This is a genomic window from Actinacidiphila guanduensis (assembly GCF_900103985.1).
In the GTDB taxonomy this organism is placed as follows: Bacteria; Actinomycetota; Actinomycetes; order Streptomycetales; family Streptomycetaceae; genus Actinacidiphila; species Actinacidiphila guanduensis.
Genome location: NZ_FNIE01000009.1, coordinates 391,914 through 412,444 on the forward strand (window position 1 = coordinate 391,914; position 20,531 = coordinate 412,444).

General features: G+C 73.3%; 18 protein-coding genes. 8 read left to right on the plus strand and 10 right to left on the minus strand.

The window, feature by feature from the left end:
• Positions 1–283 precede the first annotated feature (283 nt).
• Positions 284–1,051: a SigE family RNA polymerase sigma factor gene (locus BLR33_RS21785; protein ID WP_093786224.1), complete on the plus strand. Its 768-nt coding sequence runs from the start codon at positions 284–286 to the stop codon at positions 1,049–1,051.
• Positions 1,052–1,421: 370 nt separating this feature from the next.
• Here the strand turns inward: BLR33_RS21785 and BLR33_RS21790 are convergent, their stop codons facing one another.
• Positions 1,422–2,066 (minus strand): uridine kinase family protein, encoded by a 645-nt coding sequence (locus tag BLR33_RS21790; RefSeq protein WP_245771563.1) that lies wholly within the window; start codon positions 2,064–2,066, stop codon positions 1,422–1,424.
• A 119-nt stretch (positions 2,067–2,185) separates the two neighbouring features.
• Between BLR33_RS21790 and BLR33_RS21795 the strand changes: the two genes are divergently transcribed.
• Positions 2,186–2,563: a hypothetical protein gene (locus tag BLR33_RS21795; protein WP_093786226.1), complete on the plus strand. Its 378-nt coding sequence runs from the start codon at positions 2,186–2,188 to the stop codon at positions 2,561–2,563.
• A 107-nt stretch (positions 2,564–2,670) separates the two neighbouring features.
• Complete coding sequence (locus tag BLR33_RS21800) at positions 2,671–3,144, plus strand: hypothetical protein (protein ID WP_093786227.1); 474 nt, start codon at positions 2,671–2,673, stop codon at positions 3,142–3,144.
• 369 nt (positions 3,145–3,513) lie between these two features.
• Here the strand turns inward: BLR33_RS21800 and BLR33_RS21810 are convergent, their stop codons facing one another.
• The 7 genes from BLR33_RS21810 to BLR33_RS21840 all read right to left on the minus strand — a co-directional run bounded on the left by BLR33_RS21810 (position 3,514) and on the right by BLR33_RS21840 (position 13,079).
• Positions 3,514–4,428 carry an aldehyde dehydrogenase family protein gene (locus BLR33_RS21810; RefSeq protein ID WP_093786228.1) on the minus strand — a complete coding sequence of 305 codons (915 nt, stop codon included), beginning with the start codon at positions 4,426–4,428 and terminating at the stop codon, positions 3,514–3,516.
• Positions 4,421–5,860 (minus strand): aldehyde dehydrogenase family protein, encoded by a 1,440-nt coding sequence (locus BLR33_RS21815; protein ID WP_093786229.1) that lies wholly within the window; start codon positions 5,858–5,860, stop codon positions 4,421–4,423. The genes BLR33_RS21810 and BLR33_RS21815 overlap by 8 nt, the downstream gene beginning before the upstream one ends.
• A gap of 5 nt (positions 5,861–5,865) precedes the next feature.
• Positions 5,866–6,816, minus strand: coding sequence for a deoxyribose-phosphate aldolase (deoC, locus tag BLR33_RS21820; protein ID WP_245771576.1), 951 nt, complete (start codon positions 6,814–6,816; stop codon positions 5,866–5,868).
• Between the two features lie 1,215 nt (positions 6,817–8,031).
• Positions 8,032–8,703 (minus strand): PH domain-containing protein, encoded by a 672-nt coding sequence (locus BLR33_RS21825; RefSeq protein WP_093786231.1) that lies wholly within the window; start codon positions 8,701–8,703, stop codon positions 8,032–8,034.
• A gap of 905 nt (positions 8,704–9,608) precedes the next feature.
• Entirely contained in the window at positions 9,609–11,345 is a 1,737-nt protein-coding gene (locus BLR33_RS21830) for a phospho-sugar mutase (protein WP_093786232.1), read from the minus strand.
• A gap of 180 nt (positions 11,346–11,525) precedes the next feature.
• Positions 11,526–12,335 carry a purine-nucleoside phosphorylase gene (locus tag BLR33_RS21835; RefSeq protein WP_093786233.1) on the minus strand — a complete coding sequence of 270 codons (810 nt, stop codon included), beginning with the start codon at positions 12,333–12,335 and terminating at the stop codon, positions 11,526–11,528.
• A gap of 306 nt (positions 12,336–12,641) precedes the next feature.
• Positions 12,642–13,079, minus strand: a complete 438-nt coding sequence (locus BLR33_RS21840) for a gamma-glutamylcyclotransferase (RefSeq protein WP_093786234.1) — start codon at positions 13,077–13,079, stop codon at positions 12,642–12,644.
• A 91-nt stretch (positions 13,080–13,170) separates the two neighbouring features.
• Between BLR33_RS21840 and BLR33_RS21845 the strand changes: the two genes are divergently transcribed.
• Together BLR33_RS21845 and BLR33_RS21850 are read left to right on the plus strand one after the other, a co-directional pair.
• Positions 13,171–14,628 carry an NAD(P)H-quinone dehydrogenase gene (locus BLR33_RS21845; protein ID WP_093786235.1) on the plus strand — a complete coding sequence of 486 codons (1,458 nt, stop codon included), beginning with the start codon at positions 13,171–13,173 and terminating at the stop codon, positions 14,626–14,628.
• 127 nt (positions 14,629–14,755) lie between these two features.
• A complete protein-coding gene (locus BLR33_RS21850) occupies positions 14,756–15,634 on the plus strand; it encodes a DeoR/GlpR family DNA-binding transcription regulator (RefSeq protein WP_093786236.1) in 879 nt (292 codons plus the stop codon).
• A gap of 139 nt (positions 15,635–15,773) precedes the next feature.
• Here the strand turns inward: BLR33_RS21850 and BLR33_RS21855 are convergent, their stop codons facing one another.
• The gene (locus BLR33_RS21855; protein ID WP_093786237.1) at positions 15,774–16,313 is read right to left on the minus strand and encodes a TetR/AcrR family transcriptional regulator; all 540 of its coding nucleotides are present in this window, start codon (positions 16,311–16,313) and stop codon (positions 15,774–15,776) included.
• Positions 16,314–16,433: 120 nt separating this feature from the next.
• Between BLR33_RS21855 and BLR33_RS21860 the strand changes: the two genes are divergently transcribed.
• From BLR33_RS21860 to BLR33_RS21870, 3 genes are all read left to right on the plus strand, one after another.
• The gene (locus BLR33_RS21860; protein WP_093786238.1) at positions 16,434–17,879 is read left to right on the plus strand and encodes an MFS transporter; all 1,446 of its coding nucleotides are present in this window, start codon (positions 16,434–16,436) and stop codon (positions 17,877–17,879) included.
• Positions 17,880–18,005: 126 nt separating this feature from the next.
• Positions 18,006–18,851: an oxidoreductase gene (locus BLR33_RS21865; RefSeq protein WP_093786239.1), complete on the plus strand. Its 846-nt coding sequence runs from the start codon at positions 18,006–18,008 to the stop codon at positions 18,849–18,851.
• 70 nt (positions 18,852–18,921) lie between these two features.
• Positions 18,922–19,527, plus strand: a complete 606-nt coding sequence (locus tag BLR33_RS21870) for a TetR/AcrR family transcriptional regulator (protein WP_093786240.1) — start codon at positions 18,922–18,924, stop codon at positions 19,525–19,527.
• A gap of 107 nt (positions 19,528–19,634) precedes the next feature.
• Here BLR33_RS21870 and BLR33_RS21875 read toward each other — a convergent pair.
• A partial coding sequence (locus BLR33_RS21875; protein WP_143031732.1) for a biotin/lipoyl-containing protein occupies positions 19,635–20,531 on the minus strand: 897 nt, incomplete at its 5' end.

Below are 20,531 nucleotides of genomic sequence, written 5' to 3' on the forward strand. Positions count from 1 at the left end.
AGCACGGGGAGAGCACGGGGTGCACGGCGGGGCGTGGGTGCCGGTCGGGACGGGCGGTGCGGGTGCTCGTACGCGTCCCTGCCGGGGGTGCCGCAGCAGGGACCGGCCGCCGCCTTCCAGGGGGATCGACGGGCCCCGGGCTCTGTGACGGGCTTGTGACACTCGACAGACAGCGCCATGAAACTGGCCCGGCAGTCTTGTGCCCATCGAAATGAAGAGCGCACTGCCACACCGGTAGTGACGCCGGGGGCCAGGCGGCAGTTCCACCCATGGGGGCGCGAAGATGAACGCACTGCAGAGCAGCACCACCACCGCAGCGCACGTCGCGCACACGCACCCCGGCCTGCGGGCCGCCGAGATGTCCGGCGCCGGGGGCGGACGGGGGTACGTCCGCGGCGCCGGCCGCACCTCGGAGCGCAGGACCCGGCCGGTGCACATAGCACCCGTCGAGACCGTCGAAACCGGCGGGGCGCAGGCCGCGGAGGCGGCCGAGGAGCGCACTTCGGCGCAGCGGCCGGCTTCCGCCGAGGCGGAGGCCGCGTTCACCGCGTACGTCCAGGAGCGGCGGGCCTCGCTCTACGCGACCGCCTACCACCTGACCGGGGACCGGTTCGCGGCCGAGGACCTGTTGCAGAGCGCGCTGTTCTCCACGTACCGCGCGTGGGACCGGATCAGCGACAAGGCGGCGGTCGGGGGCTACCTGCGGCGCACCATGACCAACCTGCACATCAGCGCCTGGCGGCGGCGCAAGCTCAACGAGTACCCGACCGAGGAGCTGCCCGAGACGGTCGGCGACACGGACGAGATGGGCGGCACCGAGCTGCGGGCCGTGCTGTGGCAGGCGCTCGCCCGGCTGCCCGAGCAGCAGCGGACGATGCTGGTGCTGCGCTACTACGAGGGCCGCACCGACCCCGAGATCGCCGACATCCTCGGGATCAGCGTCGGCACGGTCAAGAGCAGCATCTGGCGCTCGCTGCGGCGGATGCGCGAGGACGAGGCGCTGAGCTTCGGCCGCGACAGCGAGGACGCGTTCGGCGAACTTGTCGCGTGACGGGGCGGCTTCTCGCCGTCAGGGTTCCCGTCTCGTCGCCGACAGCCGACCGGTGACCGGTTGCGCGCGCAGTTCCTCCCCCAGAACTTCGCCTGGGAGGTACCCCCAGCGCCCCTTCGGATACGCGTCTGCCCGACGGGGTCCGATGCCGTCGCAAGGCCGGTGGCCTCTTCTGGGGGTGCCCCCTCTGGGGGAGCCGTTCCCCGCGCCCCTGAAAGGCTTGCCTTTTGGGGTGCAGGGCGAGGGGTATCACCTGAGGGGCGCGGGGAACTGCGCGACAAGCCCATTGCCGGGCTGTAGCCGGGAACGCGGAGAAGCCCCTACGGCGGGATGCCGTTTCTCAAGGGTGCGGGGGTACCCCGCGAAGCGCCTACCGGGTGGCACCCGGCGACGGGACGGGAACCCCCGCGGCGGGAAGCCGCACCCCCGCTGCGCGGATGCGCAACAGCGCTTCGGGCTGGTCGCAAGGGGCGCAGCCGAGAGCGGTGTGCTGGGCCACGATGGAGCGCTCGGCGCGCATGAGGTGGTAACCGCGGCGCAGAAGGAAAGGCACCGACTTGCGTCCCTCGCGCAGATCGCGGACGAAGCGGCGCCGCGCGGTCGTGGCCGGCCGGCCACGCAGGCAGATCGCGTCGGCGAGCAGGCCGAGTTCGCCGCACCGCCGGACGATCTCCGCCGCGAAGATGCCCTCGGCGACGAAGAGCGGTGAGCCCCCGAGGTCGAGCCGGGTGCGACCGGTGACGGCGCTGGCGGAGATGTCGTAGACGGGCGTGGCCGCCGTACCCGTTGCGCACAGCTCGCGGATCGCCTCGACCGCGGCCTCGGCGTGCCAGGAGCGCGGGTCGTCCCAGTCGGTCGCGGTACCGGCGCCCAGCCGCGGCAGCGTCGGGTCGGTGCCGTCCTTGTAGAAGTCGTCGAGCGCGAGCACGGGCAGCCCCGTACGCGCGGCGAGGGAGGACTTGCCGGAGCCGGAGGGCCCGGCCAGCAACACCACACGGGCGATGGATGAACTCACGGACAACCATTCTCCCGCACACCTCGTCCGGGGGATGCCCCGCGGTCGGGGAACTACCTGGCGCACCCGCTGCGTTACACTCAGTGACAAGATCGCCGACAGGTCACGACAGGAACGCCATGCCCTCCCTGCGCACCGCCCTCACCCTCACCGCGGCCGCCGCCGCGGCTGCCATTGTCCCCGCCGCCGCTGCCGTCGCCGCGGAGCCGCTGCCGACGCAGAGCGCCACCGACGCGCTGCCCACCGCGGGCCTCACCTCGATGCTGCCCACCCAGTCGGTCACCGGCGCGCTCGCCGACTCCATCGCCCCGGTGCGCGACCTGACGATCGACCCGCTGAGCAACACCCCCGTCGACCCGCTGACCAATGGCATCGGCTCCCAGGTCGCCGACTTCCAGCCGGTCTCCACCACGGACCTCACCGCCCCCCTCACCACCGGCGGCTCCCTGGGCACCCTCCCCCTGACGGGCCCCGTGACCGCCCTCCTCCCGCACTGACCCCGGAGGCACGGCCCCTCAGAGCCGGCTGCCGGCCTTGGGTCGTGCTTGGCGACCGGGATGCGGGAGAGGATCGCGAGGCAGACATCCGAGGTAGTGTGGATAATATGACCTCTGCCTACGAGGATGTGCCCTTCAGTGAACTGCTGCATCATCCCGCTGCCACCGCAGGTCGGCTTGCGGCAGTGCGGGCGCTGCGGCTGCGGCGCCGGGACGCCGAGGACCTGGCCCTGATGAGCGTGGCGCAACTGGAGCAGGACGCCGTGGTGGTGGATTTCTCCGCACGGCTGATGGCAGGGCTGGTGCGCTCGGGGAACTCCCTGGCGCTCCGCCAGGCGCTCCCCGACGCCCTGCCCTGGGCCACTTTCCTGCCGGATGACGACGTGGACACGCTCTTGGCCGAGTTGGTGGCGACGGTCCAGGGCGCGGTGGCCCTGGACAATCTCGCACCCATAGCGCTTCTCCTGACCCAATGGCGGCACACAGCCGAGGTCCACGCCGATCCGGCCCTCCACGCTCTCCTCGTGCGCGAGCCCGACGGAGACTTCGGCCCCGTCCCCGCCCCGGGTTCTGACGCGTGAGTCCGAAGCGTGGCGACCGCGCCGCCCCACCGCCGCTCACCGGGGAGTACGACCTCCGCTTTGCGAACGCCGAAGCCGCTGTCGGGTGGGAGCAACTCTCCCAACAAGCTGCGGCCAATCTCCGGCGGGCCTTCGATCGTATTCGGGCCGTCCCAAGGGGTGAGGGGCACACGGAGCGCCATCACCGGCTCAAAGGCGCGCTTGCATCGGGCACGTTCAAAGGGCAGGAGATGGAGCGCTGGCAGTACGAAGTGACGGCGGCCCGGGCGCATCTGGTACCTCATCGACGATGAACGACGCATCGCATGGATCACCTATGCGGGTACCGGCCACCCCAAAGCGACCGACTGAAGCTGTTGTCCTCAGCGTTCACACACCCATCGGGTGCCAGACCGTCTTCGTCTCCAGCCAGGTCAGGAGGCGGGACGTGCCCGGGTCGGCGGTCCAGTCCTCGGGGGTGGGGGAGGGGCGGCGGACGCGTTTGAGGTTGTCCGCCGCGGCTTCCTCGAGGGCCGCGGCCAGCTCCGGGGACGCCCCGGTGAGGTCGATCGCGTTGACGTCCTGGTGGGCGGCGAGCGGGGTGGCGATCTCGGCGGTGCGGCCGGAGAGGATGTTGACCACGCCGCCGGGCACGTCGGAGGTGGCCAGCACCTCGCCCAGCGAGAGCGCCGGCAGCGGCGCCCGCTCGGACGCGACCACGACTGCGGTGTTGCCCGTGGCGATCACCGGGGCCAGCACCGAGACCAGGCCGAGCAACGCGGAGTCCTGCGGCGCCAGCACCGCGACCACACCGGTCGGCTCGGGTGTCGAGAAGTTGAAGTAGGGCCCGGCCACCGGGTTCGCCCCGCCGGCCACCTGCGCGATCTTGTCCGTCCAGCCCGCGTACCAGACCCAGCGGTCCACCGCCGCGTCCACCGCGGCCGCCGCCTTGGACTTCGACAGCCCCTCCGCGTCGGCCACTTCGCGGGCGAACTGCTCGCGCCGCCCCTCCAGCATCTCCGCGACGCGGTACAGCACCTGCCCGCGGTTGTACGCGGTCGCGCCCGACCAGCCGGGCACCGCCTTGCGGGCGGCGACCACCGCGTCCCGCGCGTCCTTGCGCGAGGCGAGCGGCGCGTTCGCCAGCCAGCTCCCGTCCTTGGCGCCGTCCTTGCCCGCGCCCTTGGCGTCCGCCACCTCGTACACCCGGCCGCTCTCGGAGCGGGGGAACTTCCCCCCGACGTACAGCTTGTAGGTCTTGAAGACGCCCAGCCGCGTCTCGCGTGCGTCACGTGCGTCAGACATCGAGGTACGCCTCCAGGCCGTGCCGGCCGCCTTCCCGGCCGTAGCCGGACTCCTTGTAGCCGCCGAACGGCGAGGTCGGGTCGAACTTGTTGAACGTGTTGGCCCACACCACCCCGGCCCGCAGCTTGTCCGCCACCGCCAGGATGCGCGAGCCCTTCTCCGACCAGATGCCCGCCGACAGCCCGTACGGGGTGTTGTTCGCCTTCTCCACCGCCTCGGCCGGGGTGCGGAAGGTGAGGACGGAGAGCACCGGGCCGAAGATCTCCTCCCGGGCGATCCGGTGCGCCTGCGTCACGCCGGTGAACAGGGTGGGCGCGAACCAGTAGCCGGAGCTGGGCAGTTCGCACGGCGCCGACCAGCGCTCGGCGCCCTCCGCGTCGCCGGCGGCGGCGAGTTCGGTGATCCGGGCCAGCTGCTCGGCGGAGTTGATGGCGCCGACGTCGGTGTTCTTGTCCAGCGGGTCGCCGACCCGCAGCGTGGCCATCCGCCGCTTGAGCGCGTCCAGCAGCTCCTCCTGCACCGACTCCTGCACCAGCAGGCGCGAGCCGGCGCAGCACACATGGCCCTGGTTGAAGAAGATCCCGTTGACGATCCCCTCGACCGCCTGGTCGATCGGGGCGTCGTCGAAGACGATGTTGGCCGCCTTGCCGCCCAGCTCCAGCGTCACCTTCTTGCGGGTGCCGGCCACCGAGCGGGCGATGGCCTTGCCGACCTCGGTGCTGCCGGTGAAGGCGACCTTGTCCACGCCCTCGTGCGCGACCAGCGCCGCGCCCGCGTCGCCGTACCCGGGCAGGATGTTGACCACCCCGCGGGGCAGGCCCGCCTGGCGGCACACATCGGCGAAGAACAGCGCGGTCAGCGGGGTCGTCTCGGCGGGCTTGAGCACCACCGTGTTGCCCGCGGCCAGCGCCGGGGCGATCTTCCAGGCGAGCATCAGCAGCGGGAAGTTCCACGGGATGACCTGGCCGGCCACGCCCAACGGCCGCGGGTGCGGGCCCAGGCCCGCGTGCGCGAGCTTGTCGGCCCAGCCGGCGTAGTAGAAGAAGTGCGCGGCCACCAGCGGGAGGTCGACGTCGCGGGTCTCGCGGATCGGCTTGCCGTTGTCCAGCGACTCCAGCACGGCCAGCTCCCGCGAGCGCTCCTGCAGGATGCGGGCGATGCGGAAGAGGTACTTGGCGCGCTCGGCGCCCGGCAGCGCCGACCACGTCTCGAACGCCCGGCGGGCGGCGGCGACCGCGCGGTCCACGTCCGCCGCGCCGGCCCGGGCCACCTCGGCGAGCACCTCCTCGGTGGCGGGGGACACCGACTTGAACACCCGCCCGTCGGCGGCCTCGGCGAACTCCCCGTCGATGAACAGCCCGTAGGAGGGGGCGAGGTCGACGATCGCGCGCGACTCGGGCGCGGGCGCGTACTCGAACATCCGGTCCGGCATGGCGATCAGTCCACCGTCACGTAGTCGGGGCCGGAGTACCGGCCGGTGCTGAGCTTGTGGCGCTGCATCAGCAGGTCGTTGAGCAGGCTGGAGGCGCCGAAGCGGAACCACTGCGGGGAGAGCCAGTCGCCGCCGGCGGTCTCGTTGACCAGCACCAGGTACTTGATCGCGTCCTTCGCGGTGCGGATGCCGCCGGCCGGCTTCACGCCGACCTGGACGCCGACGGTACGGCGGAAGTCGCGCACCGCCTCCAGCATCAGCAGGGTGTTCGGCGGGGTCGCGTTCACGGCGACCTTGCCGGTGGAGGTCTTGATGAAGTCCGCGCCGGCGAGCATCGCCAGCCACGAGGCGCGGCGGATGTTGTCGTACGTGGACAGCTCGCCGTTCTCGAAGATCACCTTCAGGTGGGCGGCGGTGCCGTCGGGGCGCGCGCACGCCGCCTTCACGGCGCGGATCTCCTCGAAGACGTCCATGTACCGCCCGGCGAGGAAGGCACCGCGGTCGATGACCATGTCGATCTCGTCGGCGCCGGCGGACACCGCCTCGGCGGTGTCCGCGAGCTTCACGCTGCGGGCGGCGCGGCCGGAGGGGAACGCCGTCGCCACCGCGGCGACGTGCACGTCCGTGTCACCGGCCGCCGCCAGCGCCGCCTTCGCGGTGCCGACCATGTCGCCGTACACGCAGATCGCGGCGACCTTCGGGGTGGTGCGGTCGCCCGGGTCCGGGTGCACGCCCTTCGCGCACAGGGCGCGGACCTTGCCGGGGGTGTCGGCGCCCTCCAGCGTGGTCAGGTCGATCATGGAGATCGCCAGGTCCAGGGCGTACGCCTTCGCGGTCGTCTTGATCGAACGGGTCCCCAGCGCGGCCGCCCGGGCCTCCAGCCCGACCGCGTCCACTCCGGGCAGCCCGTGCAGGAAGCGGCGCAGCGCGCTGTCGCCGGCGGTCACATCGGCCAAAGCGCTCAGCCGCTGGGCTGCTTCGGGGGCGTACGCGGGGACGGCTCCCTCGCCCAGTGCCGGGGCGCCGCCGGCGCGCGCGGTGCCTTCTGCTGTCTGCTCGGCGGTTCCCATGGCTCGGGGGCCCTTGTTCCTGCCCTTCGCGGGGCTCGCTTGGGCCTGGGCGGCGGCTGCCTTGCCGGGGGGCGCTATAGGGGACATGCTCACGAGTCCACCATATCTACGCGTGTAGCTCCCCGGCTACCCCCTCCGGGGTGGCAGGCGGGGGTACGGCGCGCGCTGGCCCCTCCAGGGTGGCTGGCGAGGTACGGCGCCCGCCGTACGGGGTTTCGCGGTGCCCCTTCGGGCCGGTGGCGAGGTACGGCGCGCGCCCCTCCGGGGTGGCCGGCGGGGGTACGGCTCCCGCCGTACGGGGTTTCGCGGTGCCCTTTCGGGCCGGTGGCGAGGTACGGCGCGCGCTGGCCCCTCCCGGGTGGCTGGCGAGGTACGGCTCCAGCCGTACGGGATTCCGCCCCGCGCCCGGCCGCAGGCCCGCCAGCCCACCCGGCTACGCGTCTGCCGCGCCCTGCCGTTCCCGGCCGCAGGCCGGTGGCCAGCTGAGCGCGCAGTTCCCCGCGCCCCTACGGGTCCGCGTTTGCCCGACGGGGTGTATTGCCGTCGCAAGGGCGGTGGCCTCTTCTGGGGGTGCCCCCTCTGGGGGAGCAGTCCCCGCGCCCCTGTACAGCTTGCCCTTCGCGCGCAAAGCGAGCCCCGTACAACCCAGGAGCGCTGGGGGTACCCCCAGGCGAGGCTCTGGGGGAGGTACTGCGCGACCAGCCAGCACGGGCCTGCGGCCGGGAACGCGGAAAAGCTCCTGCGGGGGAGAGCCGCTCCTGGGGGTGCGGGGAATTGCTCATCCTGGAGGGGGTCACCCCACAGCCCGCTGCCGGGCTGCAGCCGAGGAGGCGGAGAAACTCCTACGGCGGGTTGTCGTTTCTTGGAGGCGCGGGAACTGCTCATCCCGGAAGGGGCACACCCCACAGCACGCTGCCGGGCTGCGGCCGGGGACGCGGACAAGCTCCTGCGGCGGGTTGCCGTCCCTTGGGGGCGCTGGGGGGACTCCCAGGCGAAGTTCTGGGGGAGGGACTGGGCGAGCAACCCACCGGCGGCCTGCGGTCGGGAGCGGGACGGGACCCCTGCGGCGGGGGCCGGAACCTCGCCCGCTCAAGCGGAACGTCAGCGGAGGGAGAAGAGGATGATCAGGACGACTGCGCCCGCCGCCGCGGGGGCGATCACCTCGTAGGCCCAGCGGATCGCGGGGGCGGGGCGGGACTCGGGATCGACCTCGTGCTTGTCGCACAGCTCGCGGAGTTCGGCCAGGGCCTGGTCGGAGTAGGCGCGGATCGTGCCGTCCGGGTCGGAGCCCGGGCGGCGGCGCGGGGCCGGCGGGGCGAAGGGGTCGCGCCTGCTGCTGCCGGCCTGGGCGCGGGCGGTCTGCCGGGCCGCGCGCTTGCGGGCCCGCAGCGAGACGGGGATCGCCCAGAGCTGGAATTTGCGGTCGCCCGCCATCAGCTCGGTGGAGTACGAGGCGCGCACCGCGTCCACTCCGCTCCAGGGGAGCGTGATCGTACGGAACGGGTTGCGCACCCGGATCTGCTCGTCGTTGGCGAAGACGGCCGGGCGGATCGTGAAGGCGATGATCAGCGGTACGGCCAAAAGCAGGCCGGCCAGGGCGAGCCACGGGGTGCTGCCGGTGCCGCGGGCGACGGCGTCGCCGCCGAGCCAGCCGGCGAGGGCCAGGAGCAGGACGCCGCCGCTGATTCCGGCGGCGGAGCGGTACGCGCGGTCGGCGTACCCGCCGCCGGGGCCTCCGGCGGGGGGCGGGGGTTCGTGCTTCGGGCTCGTCATAGGTCCCGATTGTCCATGAACCCATCCGCTGGAGCGGTCGGGGGTACGGCTCCCCGTCGAAGGGGTTCCCTGCCGCTGCGGTGTGCGGCCCGCCAGGAGCCGGTCGGGCACTTCCTCCCCAGAGCCTCGCCTGGGGCTACCCCCAGCGCCCGCAAGAAACGGCAACCCCCCGTAGGGGGTTCCTCGCGTTCCCGCTTGCAGCCGGGCCCCCTGGCTGTGGGGGTGCCCTCTCCAGGGGAGCAGTTCCCGCACCTCCAAGAAGCGGCAACCCCCCGTAGGAGGTTCTTCGCGTACTCGCCCGCAGCCCGGCTCTTGGCTGGTCGCGCAGTTCCTCCCCCCAGAGCCTCGCCTGGGGGTGCCCCCAGCGCCCCTGGGTTGTACGGGGCTCGCTTTGCGCAGGAGGGGCAAGCCGTACAGGGGCGCGGGGAACTGCTCCCCCAGAGGGGCCACCCCCAAAGCAGGCCACCGGCCGGCGGTCGGGAACGGCAGGGCGGGGGCAGACGGGCTGCCGCCTCTTGCGGGCGTGGGGAACTGCTCCCCCAGAGGGGGCACCCCCGCAGCAGGCCACCGGCCGGCGGCCGGGAACGGCGAGGCGGGGGCAGACGGGCTGCCGCCTCTTGCGGGCGTGGGGAACTGCTCCCCCAGAGGGGGCACCCCCGCAGCAGGCCACCGGCCGGCGGCCGGGAATGGCGGGGCAGGGGCAGACGGGCTGCCGCTCCTTGCGGGCGCTGGCGGCACCCCCACAGCCACACTCCGGCCTGGGGGCGGGAGCGCCCGGAACCCCTACGGCATGGAGCCGTTCACGGAGAGCCGCCCGGAACCCCTGCGGCGGGGAGCCGTTCACGGAGAGCCGCCCGGAACCCCTTGCGGGGAGCCGTTCGCGGGGGGCCGGGGGGGGGGGACCCTCAGAGCCCAGCGGCCAGCGAGAAGGCCGACTTGAGGTCCGCGAGGAGCGCGGCGGCACGCTCGCGGGCGGCGGGGAGCCCCGCCGCTTCGGGCACCGCGAGCACGACCTCCAGGTAGCACTTGAGCTTCGGCTCCGTACCGCTCGGCCGGACGACGACCCGCGCGGAGGTGACGCCGGGCCCGGCCAGGCGGTAGCGCAACCCGTCGGTGGGCGGCAGCCCCGCCGCCCCGGCGGCGAGGTCCTCCGCGGAGCGGACAGTGAGGCCGGCGAGGGACGCCGGCGGACGAGCCCGCAGCCGCGCCATCGCGGCGCCGATCAGCGACAGATCGGCGACCCGCACACTGAGCTGGTCGGTCGCGTGCAGCCCGTGCGCGAGCGCGATCTCGTCGAGCAGCCCGGCCAGTGAACCGCCCTCGCTGCGCAGCGCCGCCGCGAGTTCGGCGACGAGCAGCGCCGCGGTGATGCCGTCCTTGTCGCGGACGCCCGCGGGGTCCACGCAGTAGCCGAGCGCCTCCTCGTACCCGTAGCGCAGCCCCTCGACGCGGGAGATCCACTTGAAGCCGGTGAGCGTGTCGGCGTAGCCGAGTCCCGCCGCCGCGGCGATCCGCGAGAGCAGCGAGGAGGAGACGATGCTCGCCGCGAAGGTGTCCCGCCCGGGCACGGCGGCCCCGGTCCGTACGAGGTGCGCGGCCAGCAGCGCGCCGAGTTCGTCACCGCGCAGCATCCGCCAGCCGGACTCCGCGGCGGTGTCGGGCACGGCGACGGCGCAGCGGTCGGCGTCGGGGTCGTTGGCGATCACCAGGTCGGGGCGCACCTCCGCGGCGGTACGGACCGCCAGGTCCATCGCCCCCGGCTCCTCCGGGTTGGGGAAGGCGACGGTGGGGAAGTCCGGGTCCGGCTCGGCCTGTTCGGGGACGACGGCCGGCGCCGGGAAGCCGGCCCCGGCGAACGCGGCCAGCAGGGTGTCGCGGCCCACGCCGTGCAGCGGGGTGTAGACCGCCGACACCTCGCGCGGGCCGCCGGGCGCGACGACGCCCACCGCCCGCTCCAGATAGGCCGCGAGGACGTCGTCGCCGAGCACCTGCCAGCCGCTCTCCGGCCGCGGCACCCGCGCCAGGTCGCCGACGGCGGCGATCCGTCCGGCGATCTCCGCGTCGGCGGGCGGCACGATCTGCGAGCCGTCACCGAGGTAGACCTTGTACCCGTTGTCCTGCGGCGGGTTGTGGCTCGCGGTGACCATCACGCCGGCCGCCGCGCCCAGGTGCCTGATCGCGAACGCCAGCACGGGCGTCGGCAGCGGCCCCGGCAGCAGCGCGGCCCGCAGCCCCGCGCCGACCGCCACGGCCGCGGTGTCCAGCGCGAACTGCCGCGACATGTGCCGCGCGTCGTACCCGACGACGACCAGGCCGCCGCCGCGCTCGCGCAGGTAGGCCGCGAGGCCCGCGGCCGCGCGGATGACGACCGCGCGGTTCATCCGCGTCGGCCCGCCACCCATCGCGCCGCGCAGCCCCGCGGTACCGAACTCCAGCGTCCCGGAGAAGCGCGCGGCCAGGTCGGCCGCGGCCTCCTCCTTGCCCTGCTCGGCAGCGGCCAGCAGCTCCGCCAGCTCGGAGCGGGTCACCGGGTCGGGGTCCTGGCCGATCCAGTCCGCCACGGCCTCGCGCAGGTCCGCGGGCAGGGCGCCGGTGCCGCCCGGACCGTTTGCGTCGTTCGCGTCGTCCACGCCGTGCTCCATCTCGTCCCTCGTCCCTCGTCCCTCGTCCGCCTTCGTCCGCCGGTGTCCGGCCGTGCCTGCCCCCACCCGCTGCCGCCCGCCGCCGCTTCCCCGTACCGGCCGCTGCCGCCCGGCCGAAAGCCCGTCCCCCGTGCTGCCGCCATTCGGGTGCCCTACGGCAATCTTCCCGGTGCCGCGGCGTTACAGCCGCCCGAGGACCTGCCGGAGCAGGGCGCCCATCCGCGCGGCCGAGACCCGGCCGGCCTCCAGCACTTCCTCGTGGTTCAGCGGGGCACCGGTCATGCCCGCCGCCAGGTTGGTGACCAGGGAGATGCCGAGCACCTCGGCCCCGGCCTCGCGGGCGGCGATCGCCTCCAGCGCGGTGGACATGCCGACCAGGTCGCCGCCTATGGCGCGGACCATGCCGATCTCGGCCGGCGTCTCGTAGTGCGGGCCGGGCAGCTGCACGTAGACGCCCTCCTCCAGGGAGGCGTCCACCTCGTGGCACAGGGCGCGAAGCCGCGGCGAGTACAGGTCGGTCAGGTCCACGAACCGGGGGCCGACCAGCGGCGAGGTCGCCGTCATGTTGATGTGGTCGCTGATCAGCACGGGCTGACCCGGGCGGAAGCCGGGGCGCAGACCGCCGCAGCCGTTGGTGAGCACCACCGTCTTGCAGCCCGCGGCCACCGCGGTGCGGACCCCGTGCACGACGCTGGCCACGCCGTGGCCCTCGTACAGGTGCGTGCGGCCGAGGAAGACCAGCGCGCGGACGCCGCCGACCCGCACCGAGCGGAGGCGGCCGGCGTGGCCGGCCACCGCGGGGGCCGGGAAACCGGGCAGGTCGGTGATCGGGAGCTCGTGGTCGGGGGCGCCGAGCTCGTCGGCCGCGGGCACCCAGCCCGAGCCCATGACCAGGGCTACGTCGTGGGCGTCGGCGCCGGTGTGCTCGCGCAGGCGGGCGGCGGCGGCGTCGGCCGCGGCGTAGGGATCGGGGTCTACGGAAGCGTTCACGCGGCTGAGCCTAACGTGTGTCGGCCTACGCGCGTAGACGCTCCCCTGGGCCGCTGGGGTGCGGCTTCCCGCCGCGGGGGTTCCTTTACGGGGCCCGGTGCCGCCCCGGTGGCCTCTTCCCGCACAGTTCCCCGCGCCCCCATAGGGCTCGCCGTTCGCGCGAAGGGCGAGGTGCATCACCTCAGGGGCGCTGGGGGTACCCCCAGGCGTGGCTCTGGGGGAGGAACCGCGCGACAGGCCCGATCGGTGCGGCAGTCGGCGACGAGATCAGGAACCCCCACGGCGGGATGCCGCACCCCCGACTGCTCAGCAGGGGCGTTTGCGGAGTTCCATGACGTAGTCGTACGGGGCGCCGGCCGACTCCGCCGCGTCGGCGAGTTCGCCCAGGTAGCGGGCCGAAGGCAGGCCGCCCTCGTAGTCGTTGAGGACGTAGAGCCAGGCGGCGACGTCCCCGTCCAGGGTGTGGACGCGGACCGTCGTGCGGCGGTAGATGCCGAGCGGCAGCCCCTCCCAGCGGTCGAGCGACTCCTCGTCCACCGGGGCGATGTCGTAGAGGCCGACGAAGACCTGGCTGCCCGGCGCCTCCACGATCGTGGCCAGCGCGCCCTCCCAGCCCATCTGCTCGCCGCCGAAGGTGAGCCGCCAGCCGTCCAGCCAGCCCGTGCCGCGCAGCGGGGAGTGCGGTGCGCGGCGCGTCATCAGCCGCGTGTCGAGGTTGCTTCCGTAGGCGGCGTAGAGCGACATGGCACGAGAGTACGTGAGCGGGTGCGCCCCGGCGTGGGGAGCAGAGCCGCGTCGGGACCCCTGGCGGCGAGCACTTGGCGCGTGCGGGACAATGGGGTATGTGACTCGGATCGTGATCATCGGTGGCGGACCCGGCGGCTACGAAGCGGCGCTCGTTGCGGCGCAGCTCGGCGCGGAGGTGACCGTCGTGGACACCGACGGCCTGGGCGGGGCCTCGGTGCTGACCGACTGTGTGCCGTCCAAGACCCTGATCGCCACCGCCGAGGTGATGACGACCTTCGAGTCGTCGCACGAGGAGCTGGGCATCACCGTGGCCGGCGGCCGGGCCCCGGGGCAGGACGCCCTGGAGGCCGGGCGGGTGGTCGGGGTGGACCTCGGGCGGGTCAACCGCCGGGTGAAGAAGCTCGCGCTCGCCCAGTCGAACGACATCGCCGCCTCCGTGACCCGGGCCGGGGTGCGGGTGCTGCGCGGGCGCGGCCGGTTCGAGGGCTGCCAGACCGCCGAGGGCGAGCGCTGCGTGGTGGTCGAGGGCGCCGACGGCGGCACCGAGCGGCTCACCGCCGACGCGGTGCTGATCGCCACGGGCGCGCGGCCGCGCGAGCTGCCCGACGCGCTGCCGGACGGCGAGCGCATCCTGAACTGGACGCAGGTCTACGACCTGGAGGAGTTGCCCGAGGAGCTGATCGTCGTCGGCTCCGGCGTCACCGGCGCGGAGTTCGCCGGTGCCTACCAGGCGCTGGGCTCGCACGTCACCCTGGTCTCCTCGCGTGACCGGGTGCTGCCCGGCGAGGACCCGGACGCGGCCGCCGTGCTGGAGGACGTCTTCCGGCGCCGCGGGATGAACGTGATGGCCCGCTCGCGGGCGCAGACCGTCAAGCGGATCGGCGACCGGGTGGAGGCCACGCTCACCGACGGCCGCGTGATCACTGGCACGCACTGCCTGATCGCGGTGGGCGCCATCCCGAACACCTCGGGCATGGGCCTGGCGGAGGCGGGCGTGAAGCTGACCGACTCCGGGCACGTCAAGACCGACCGGGTCTCGCGCACCAGCGCGCCGGGCGTGTACGCGGCGGGCGACGTCACCGGAGTCCTCGCGCTGGCCTCGGTGGCCGCGATGCAGGGCCGGATCGCGATGTACCACTTCCTCGGCGACGCGGTCGGCCCGCTGGACCTCAAGACTGTCTCCGCGAACGTCTTCACCGACCCCGAGATCGCCACGGTCGGCTACTCGCAGGCCGACGTCGATGCCGGCCGCATCGAGGCCAACGTCCTCAAGCTGCCGCTGCTGCGCAACCCGCGGGCGAAGATGCAGGGCATCCGGGACGGCTTCGTGAAGCTGATCTGCCGTCCGGGCACGGGCATCGTGGTCGGCGGCGTGGTGGTCGCCCCCAAGGCGAGCGAGCTCATCCACCCGATCTCGATAGCGGTGGACAACAGCCTGACGGTCGAGCAGATCGCCAACGCCTTCACGGTCTACCCCTCCCTGTCGGGCTCGATCGCCGAGGTGGCCCGCCAGCTCCACACCCGCAAGACCGCCGCCCGCCCCTGACCGCTCCGTGCGGGCGGGGCGAACATGTGGTCGGCACATAGCACGTGACGGTCTGTTTTGCGCATGACTTCCATCATGTGGTGCAAAACGCTGAAAGTGTCCGGTCGTTGGGGTTACTGTCGGTTCCGTGTTCGCTGCAGAACGTCGTCAGTTGATCCTCGAAATGGTGCGGGCCAACGGGGCTGTGTCGCTCCGTGAGCTCGCCCGCGTCGTCCAGACCTCCGAAGTGACCGTGCGCCGGGACGTGCGGGCACTGGAGGCCGAAGGACTCCTGGACCGCCGGCACGGCGGAGCGGTCCTGCCGGGCGGCTTCACCAGGGAGTCCGGCTTTCCGCAGAAGTCCCATCTAGCGACCGCGGAGAAGACGGCCATCGCCGATCTCGCGGCCGGGCTGGTCGAGGAGGGCGAGGCCGTCGTGGTCGGCGCCGGCACCACCACGCAGGAGCTGGCCCGGCGGCTGGCGCGGGTGCCGGGGCTGACCGTCGTGACCAACTCGCTGCTGGTGGCGCAGGCGCTCGCGCACGCCAACCGGGTCGAGGTGGTCATGACCGGCGGCACCCTGCGCGGCTCCAACTACGGGCTGGTCGGCAGCGGTGCGGAGCAGTCCCTGCAGGGGCTGCGGGTGTCGCGGGCCTTCCTGTCCGGCGCCGGGCTCACCGCCGAACGCGGCCTGTCCACTTCCAACATGCTCTCCGCGAGCGTCGACCGGGCGCTGGTGCAGGCCGCGGCCGAGGTCGTGGTCCTCGCCGACCACACCAAGCTCGGCACTGACACGATGTTCCAGACGGTGCCGACGGACCTGATCACCCACCTGGTGACCGACGAGCCGGCGCCGGAGGACGAACGGGCCGCCGCCGAGGTGCAGGCGCTGGCCGACCGCGGCGTCCACGTGACCGTCGCCCATGTCCCGGGCGCCGCCTCCGGCGCCCCTGAAGTGCCGGGCCCCCGCCGAGCGTTGCGCGGCACCGTCCCCGAAGTCGCCGCGGCCCGCCGGGCCGGCTTCTGACGCGGACAACAGGTTCCCCGCGTCCCCGGGATGCCGCACCCACCCTGCGTACGCGGGGCGGGTGCGGCATCCCGGGGACGCGGGAGCGCCCGTGGGCGTGCGGCCACGAACGGGGCCGGGGCTGCGACGGCGGGCGGCCTCACTCCGCCCGGAGGCCGGAGAACGCCAGCGACATCAGCCGCCGGTAGAGCCCCTTCTCCTCGGGGTTGCGCTCCACCACCGACACGACCGCGTACGTCAGCTTGAGCAGGTCCCCGATCATGATGTCGGAGCGGACCTGGCCCGCCTCCTGGGCGCGGGCGAGCAGTGAACCCCCGGCCCCGCGCAGCACCTTCTTGCAGGTGGGCATGTGGCTGTCCTTGCCCTCGGTGATCGCCGCGGCCAGGCCGCGGTAGCTGGCGGAGTGGAGGGCCACCGCCTCCAGCCACTTCACCAGGGCCGCCCCGGGCTCCTCCTGCTCCGCGAGCTCCTCCGCCCGCGCCGTCAGGCCGTCCAGTTCCCGCTCGAAGACCGCGTTCATCAGCGTGTAGCGGTCGGGGAAGTGGCGGTAGAGCGTACCGATGCCGACCCCCGCGTGCCGCGCGATGTCCTCCAGCGCGACATCCGTGCCGTGCACGATGAACGCCTGCCGGGCCTCCTCCAGCAGCCGGTCGTAGTTGCGCTGAGCGTCTGCCCGCATGTCCTCGCGCCTCCTGCTCTCCCCTGCCGTCGCACACGATGGTAGTTCCGGAGGCGGCCTCCATATAGTATTCGGAGGAGACCTCCGTTTGCCTTCTCTCCGCTGGGGGCTTGATTCGGCATGTCCACGAAGACCACGCGGGACCAGACCCGCCCCACCGACCTGGTGCCGTCCCCGGCGCACAGGCACCCCTACCTCGTCCTCGGCGCCATCGTCGGCACCCAGCTGATGATCCTGCTCGACGCCACCGTCGTGAACGTCGCCCTGCCCGGCATCGGCGTCCACCTCGGCTTCTCGCCGACCGGCCTGTCCTGGGTGCTCAACGTCTACACCCTCGCCTTCGGCGGCCTGCTCCTCCTGGGCAGCCGCATCGGCGACCTGATAGGCCGGCGCAGCGCCCTGATCTGGGGCGTCACCGCCTTCACCCTCGCCTCCGTCGCCGGCGGCCTGGCCAACGACTCCACCAGCCTGCTGATCGCCCGCGGCGTCCAGGGCGCCGCGGCGGCGCTCGCCGCCCCCAGCACGCTCGCCCTGATCGCCACCTCCTTCACCGAGGGCGCCGAGCGCAACCGGGCCCTGAGCGTCTTCTCGGCCGTCTCCGGCGCCGGTTCGGCGATCGGCCTGGTGGTGGGCGGCATGCTCACCGACTGGGGCTCCTGGCGCTGGGTCTTCTTCATCAACATCCCCGTCGGCGCCGCCATCGTGGCCCTCGCCCCCCGCTACATCGGCGAGACCCAGCGGCACCGCGGCGGCCGCTTCGACATCGCGGGCGCCCTCACCGGCACCATCGGCATCGCCTCCCTGGTCTACGGCTTCATCCGGGTGGCCGAGAGCAGCTGGGGTGACGGCAAGGCCGTGACCGCGTTCGCCGTCGCCGTCGCGCTGCTGGCCGCCTTCCTGATCAACGAGGTCCGGGTGGAGCGCCCGCTGGTGCTGCTCTCGCTGTTCGGCAACCGCAACCGGGCGCTGGCCTACTGCGTGATGCTGCTGGTGACGGCCGGCATGTTCGGCGTCTTCTACTTCTCCACCCAGTACCTGCAGGACTACCTGCACTTCAGCCCGCTCAAGACTGGCTTCGCCTTCCTGCCGATGGCCGGCCCGCTGCTGGTGGCGGCCCGGCTGGCGCCGCGGATGATCGGCCGCTTCGGCGCCAAGACGACGGTCTGCATCGGTGTCCCGCTCAACCTCGCCGGCACCGTGTGGATCACCCAGCTCACCGCGAGCGACGGCTACGCGGCCGGCATCCTCGGCCCGCTGGTCCTGATCGGCTTCGGCGTGGGCTGGACGATGATGCCGCTCAACACGTTCATCCTGTCCGGGGTCGCCCCCAAGGAAGCGGGCTCCGCGTCCGGGCTGCTCCAGACGATGCAGCAGGTCGGCGGCAGCCTCGGCCTGTCGATCCTGGTCACCGTCTTCGGCACGGTCTCGCGGCACACCCACCACGGCAACGCCTTCATCCACGGCGCCACCTCCGCCTACACCCTGGCCGCCGTCTTCGTGGGCATCTGCTTCCTGCTGGTGCTCTCCCTGAAGCCCCCGGCCCGCCCGGCCCTGCGCAAGGAGTGACCGGCACCGTCCACCCCCTCGGGTTCTCGTTCTCGACGCCATGACGATAAAAATCGACGTCGTGTAAATTTGTAGTCGACAGCCCGGTGCGCCGGCACCGGGCGGCGACCGGAAGCGAGAGCACCCATGAGCACGTTCCTGATCACCGGCGTGAGCAGCGGCCTCGGTCGCGCCTTCGCCCGCGGCGCCCTGGACGCCGGTCACACCGTGGTCGGCACCGTCCGCCGCGAGGCCGACCTGACCGCCTTCGAGGAGCTGGCGCCCGGCCGCGCCCACGGCCGGCTGCTGGATGTCACGGACGACGACGCGGTCTTCGCCGTGGTCGCCGAGGCCGAGTCCGCAGCCGGCCCCCTCGACGTGGTGATCGTCAACGCCGGGTACGGCCTGGAGGGCGTCTTCGAGGAGACCCCGCTGGCGGAGGTGCGCGCGCAGTTCGCCACCAACGTCTTCGGGGCCGCCGCCACCCTGCAGGCCGCCCTGCCCTTCCTGCGCGAGCGGCGCCGCGGCCACCTCATGGCGGTGACGTCGATGGGCGGGCTGATGGCCGTACCGGGCATGTCGGCGTACTGCGCCAGCAAGTTCGCGCTGGAGGGGATGCTGGAGAGTCTCGGCAAGGAGGTCCGTCCGTTCGGCATCCACGTCACCGCGATCGAGCCGGGCTCCTTCCGCACCGACTGGGCCGGGCGCTCCATGACCCGGGCCGCGCACACAATCGCCGACTACGACGAGCTGTTCGGCCCGATCCGCGCCGCGCGGCTCAAGGCCAGCGGCAACCAGCTGGGCAACCCGGAGAAGGCCGCCGAAGCGGTGCTCCGCATCGTCGCCGAACCGAACCCGCCCGCCCACCTGGTGCTCGGCTCGGACGCCCTGCGGCTGATCGGCGCGGCCCGCGCCGCTGTGGACGAGGACATCCGTGCCTGGGAGCCGCTGTCGCGCTCCACCGACTTCGCCGACGGCGCCCGCATCGGCTGACACATCGGCTGACAGGGCCCCGCGGCTATTCTCGCGGCAGAGCGCCCGGCACGAGGAGAGGACCGGCACGGTGAGCAGGCGGAGCGGGGCCCCGAGCAAGGGCGACCGGCGGGAGCAGGCGCTCCTGGACGCGGCCGAGGAGCTGCTGGCGGCCGTGCCGTTCGAGGAGGTCACGGTCGACGCCATCGCCAAGGGGGCCGGGATCTCCCGGGCCGCGGTCTATTTCTACTTCGGCTCCAAGCAGGACGTCCTGGCCGCTCTGGTGGCCCGCACCATGACCGCCGTACGCCAGGGCGCGGACCTCGCCGCGGACGACGCCGCCACCCCGCCCGCGGAGCTGGCCGAGCGGGCCGCCCGCGCGGTGGCGCGGGTGTGGCAGGAGCACGGCACGGTCATGCGGGCAGCGGTGGACCACGCCTTCGCCCACCCCGACATCGGCGCCGCGTGGACCGCGGTCGTGGAGGAGTTCGCGGCCGTGATGACCCGAGTGCTGCTGCGCGCGGGGCTGCCGGACTCCACCGGGCCGCAGGGCGCAGCCGCGCTCGCCGCGGCCCTGTGCTGGATGACCGAGCGCACCTTCTACCGGGCCGCGTGCGTGCCCGACCCCGACTGGGACGGTACGGCGGCGACCGTCGCGGAGGTCTGGCGGCGCGTCATGGCGGCGCCCGCGGCCTGAGCCGCCCGTCCTCGGCGGAGACGGGCGCAGGACGGCGCAGGGCCGCCGCGGCGTCGTGCCGTGGCGGCCCTGCGGGGTGTTCCCCGGGTCCTGCGCTGCCCTGGACGTCAGTCCTTGATTTCGCAGATGACGGCGCCGGAGGAGACGGAGGAGCCGACGTCGGCTTTCAGGCCGATGACGGTGCCGGAGCGGTGGGCGTTGATGGGCTGTTCCATCTTCATCGCCTCGAGGACCACGATCAGATCGCCCTCGGAGACCTGCTGGTTCTCCTCGACCGCGACCTTCACGATCGTGCCCTGCATCGGCGAGGCCAGCGCATCCCCCGACACCGTCGCCGTGGAACGCGCCGCGGTACGCCGCTTGGGCTTGGCACCCGCCGCAAGCCCCGTACGCGCCAGCGTCATCCCCAGATGCGCCGGCAGCGACACCTCCAAACGCTTCCCACCGACCTCCACCACGACGGTCTCGCGCTGCCCCTCGTGCCCGTCGTCGTCGCTGTCGCCTGTGCCGGTGGGGGTGAACGGGGGGATGGTGTTGTCGAACTCGGTCTCGATCCAGCGGGTGTGGACACGGAACGGGCCGCCGTCCTTCGGCGCGAACGCCGGATCGACGACCACCGCACGGTGGAAGGGGAGTGCGGTGGCCATTCCTTCGACGGTGAACTCGCCGAGTGCGCGGGCGGCGCGTTGCAGGGCCTGCTCGCGGGTCGCACCGGTGACGATGAGTTTGGCGAGCAGGGAGTCCCAGGCGGGGCCGATGACACTGCCGGACTCCACCCCCGCATCCAGACGCACACCCGGCCCGCTGGGCGGCTGGAAGAGGGTGACGGTGCCGGGGGCGGGCAGGAAGTTCCGGCCGGGGTCCTCGCCGTTGATGCGGAACTCGAAGGAGTGGCCCCGCAGGGGCGGGTCGTCGTAGCCGAGGGCCTGGCCGTCGGCGATCCGGAACATCTCCCGCACCAGGTCGATCCCCGAGACCTCCTCGGTGACGGGGTGCTCGACCTG

Coding starts and splice junctions, on each gene's coding strand:
- BLR33_RS21860 (WP_093786238.1), top strand. CDS start 16,434: ATGTCCACGAAGACCACGCGGGACCAGACCCGCCCCACCGACCTGGTG.
- BLR33_RS21830 (WP_093786232.1), bottom strand. CDS start 11,345: ATGGAGCACGGCGTGGACGACGCGAACGACGCAAACGGTCCGGGCGGC.
- BLR33_RS21840 (WP_093786234.1), bottom strand. CDS start 13,079: ATGTCGCTCTACGCCGCCTACGGAAGCAACCTCGACACGCGGCTGATG.
- BLR33_RS21855 (WP_093786237.1), bottom strand. CDS start 16,313: ATGCGGGCAGACGCTCAGCGCAACTACGACCGGCTGCTGGAGGAGGCC.
- BLR33_RS21865 (WP_093786239.1), top strand. CDS start 18,006: ATGAGCACGTTCCTGATCACCGGCGTGAGCAGCGGCCTCGGTCGCGCC.
- BLR33_RS21785 (WP_093786224.1), top strand. CDS start 284: ATGAACGCACTGCAGAGCAGCACCACCACCGCAGCGCACGTCGCGCAC.
- BLR33_RS21800 (WP_093786227.1), top strand. CDS start 2,671: ATGACCTCTGCCTACGAGGATGTGCCCTTCAGTGAACTGCTGCATCAT.
- BLR33_RS21825 (WP_093786231.1), bottom strand. CDS start 8,703: ATGACGAGCCCGAAGCACGAACCCCCGCCCCCCGCCGGAGGCCCCGGC.
- BLR33_RS21810 (WP_093786228.1), bottom strand. CDS start 4,428: ATGTCTGACGCACGTGACGCACGCGAGACGCGGCTGGGCGTCTTCAAG.
- BLR33_RS21845 (WP_093786235.1), top strand. CDS start 13,171: ATGGGGTATGTGACTCGGATCGTGATCATCGGTGGCGGACCCGGCGGC.
- BLR33_RS21815 (WP_093786229.1), bottom strand. CDS start 5,860: ATGCCGGACCGGATGTTCGAGTACGCGCCCGCGCCCGAGTCGCGCGCG.
- BLR33_RS21795 (WP_093786226.1), top strand. CDS start 2,186: ATGCCCTCCCTGCGCACCGCCCTCACCCTCACCGCGGCCGCCGCCGCG.